Below are 2,262 nucleotides of genomic sequence, written 5' to 3'. Positions count from 1 at the left end.
TCAACTACGAGATCAGGGAAAACCGTCAGAAGCCAGAAGCGGCTTAAGAAACCCTCCACGATCTCGGGGGAAGCACACCCGCAGCACTGAGCGCCTCCTGCGCCACATACATCCCGCTACCCTTGCTCACCGACGCCGCGAACTGCTCATGGAACAGGTTCACCTGCCCCATCAACGACTGAAACTGCCGACCATGCGCCCCAAACAACGCCGCAACAGCAGCCGACACCTCATCCTGCGCCGCCACCAACACCGACGTCGTCGACGGCGCCGCCGCCGCGCTCGCCACCCGGATCGACGACCCGATACTGCTCAAGTCCGCCGACGCCGCGACCAACGACTCCGGGACAGCGATCAAAAAAGACGACATCGTGGGCTCCACTCACCTCAAGGCGACCAAACACCAACAACGACAACGCAATCAACGCGGGGACAGCCGCAGACCTAACGCTACCGGGCACTATGTATATATCAGTGACACCGATCACTGTCGAGGGAAAGCCTGCGGTGTTTCTGACTTTTGGTTTGCGATAGAACACTCCAGGGACGCAGGTCTTCCTCGCCTGTGACGCAGACGACCGCTCCGATAACCTGCTCGAACTGCTCAACCTTCACGCGCAGTCCGCTCACCGAGAATGCGCCGGTCGGTGCTGAACGATGACATCGTCGAAGACGCGCCGGCCGAACTGCTCATCCAACTGTCGACCCGTGGGGGGCAGTTCACCCGCTGCTGCATCGGCCTCCACAACCACCCGCGCCGTGCCCAAATCCAGGCCCCGCCCGCCACGCCGATCCCGGTTCCCACCACGGCGCCGTGCGCTCACAGCAGCCGCAACGACCCCACATCCGAGATACACACGAGCTTCGCGCCGTGAAATCAGATCCACACCACCCCGACAAGCCGAGTGCCCTGCAGCCTCGGACCGGAGGGCACACTCTCCTCACACAAACATCAACCACCTCAACACACACCGCGCCGATCAACAACGACCCCAAGCTCCCACCATCAACGGACGCCACCACCAGGGGCCACGCATCGACAAACCCCACACCACCGACCACACCCAACACCGCCGCACAAACACCGGACACCCCGCGGTGACCTCACCACTACCCGCTGAGCACCGACACCGTGTTGCTGTCATAGTTGGTGACGTACACGTCCCCGCCGGGGTTGGCCGCCACCCCTTCCGGGCCGGTGCCGACGTCGATGGTGGCGGTGACGGTGTTGGTGGCCGGGTTGATCTCCGACACCGTGTCGCTGCCATAGTTGGTGACGTACACGTCCCCGCCGGGGCTGGCCGCCACCCCGCGCGGCTCGACGCCGACAGAGGGTGAGCCGGTGACGGTGTTGGTGGCCGGGTCGATCACCGACACCGTGCCGCTGCCGAAGTTGGCGACGTACACGTCCCCGGTGACGGGGTTGACCGCCACCCCTTCCGGATTGGTGCCGACGGTGATGGGTGAGCCGGTGACGGTGTTGGTGGTCGGGTTGATCACCGACACCGTGCCGCTGCCGACGTTGGCGACGTACACGTCCCCGCCGGGGTTGACCGCCACCCCGTACGGATCGGTGCCGACGGTGATGGTGTCGATCACTTTGTTGGTGGCCGGGTTGATCACCGACACCGTGTCGCTGCCCCCGTTGGTGACGTACACGTCCCCGCCGGGGTTGACCGCCACCCCGGACGGCTCGGTGCCGACGCCGATGGTGGCGGTGACGGTGTTGGTGGTCGGGTCGATCACCGACACCGTGTCGCTGCCCTGGTTGGCGACGTACACGTCCCCGCCGGTGGCAGTGTTGACCGCCACCCCGTACGGCGCGTTGCCGACGGTGATGGTGGCGGTGACGGTGTTGGTGGCCGGGTCGATCACCGACACCGTGCCGTTGTTGTAGTTGGTGACGTACACGTCCCCGCCGGTGGCGGTGTTGACCGCCACCCCGTACGGCGCGTTGCCGACGGTGATGGTGGCGGTGACGGTGTTGGTGGCCGGGTCGATCACCGACACCGTGCCGTTGTTGTAGTTGGTGACGTACACGTCCCCGCCGGTGGCGGTGTTGACCGCCACCCCGTACGGCGCGTTGCCGACGGTGATGGTGGCGGTGACGGTGTTGGTGGCCGGGTCGATCACCGACACCGTGCCGTTGTTGTAGTTGGTGACGTACACGTCCCCGCCGGTGGCGGTGTTGACCGCCACCCCGTACGGCGCGTTGCCGACGGTGATGGTGGCGGTGACGGTGTTGGTGGCCGGGTCGATCAC

The 2,262-nt window shown here is 65.6% G+C and carries 2 protein-coding genes; both read right to left on the bottom strand.

Going from position 1 to position 2,262, the window contains the following annotated elements; translation table 11 throughout:
• Window positions 1-43: 43 nt before the first annotated feature.
• The gene (locus FPZ47_RS27235; protein ID WP_144957338.1) at window positions 44-370 is read right to left on the bottom strand and encodes a PE family protein; all 327 of its coding nucleotides are present in this window, start codon (window positions 368-370) and stop codon (window positions 44-46) included.
• A 740-nt stretch (window positions 371-1,110) separates the two neighbouring features.
• A partial coding sequence (locus FPZ47_RS27225; RefSeq protein ID WP_282593873.1) for a YVTN family beta-propeller repeat protein occupies window positions 1,111-2,262 on the bottom strand: 1,152 nt, incomplete at its 5' end.

Origin of the sequence: Mycobacterium helveticum, assembly GCF_007714205.1 — a bacterium.
In the GTDB taxonomy this organism is placed as follows: domain Bacteria; phylum Actinomycetota; class Actinomycetes; order Mycobacteriales; family Mycobacteriaceae; genus Mycobacterium; species Mycobacterium helveticum.
Note: the sequence above shows the minus strand (reverse complement) of the source record. Positions and strands in the feature narration are given on the sequence as shown.

Coding starts and splice junctions, on each gene's coding strand:
- FPZ47_RS27235 (WP_144957338.1), bottom strand. CDS start 370: ATGTCGTCTTTTTTGATCGCTGTCCCGGAGTCGTTGGTCGCGGCGTCG.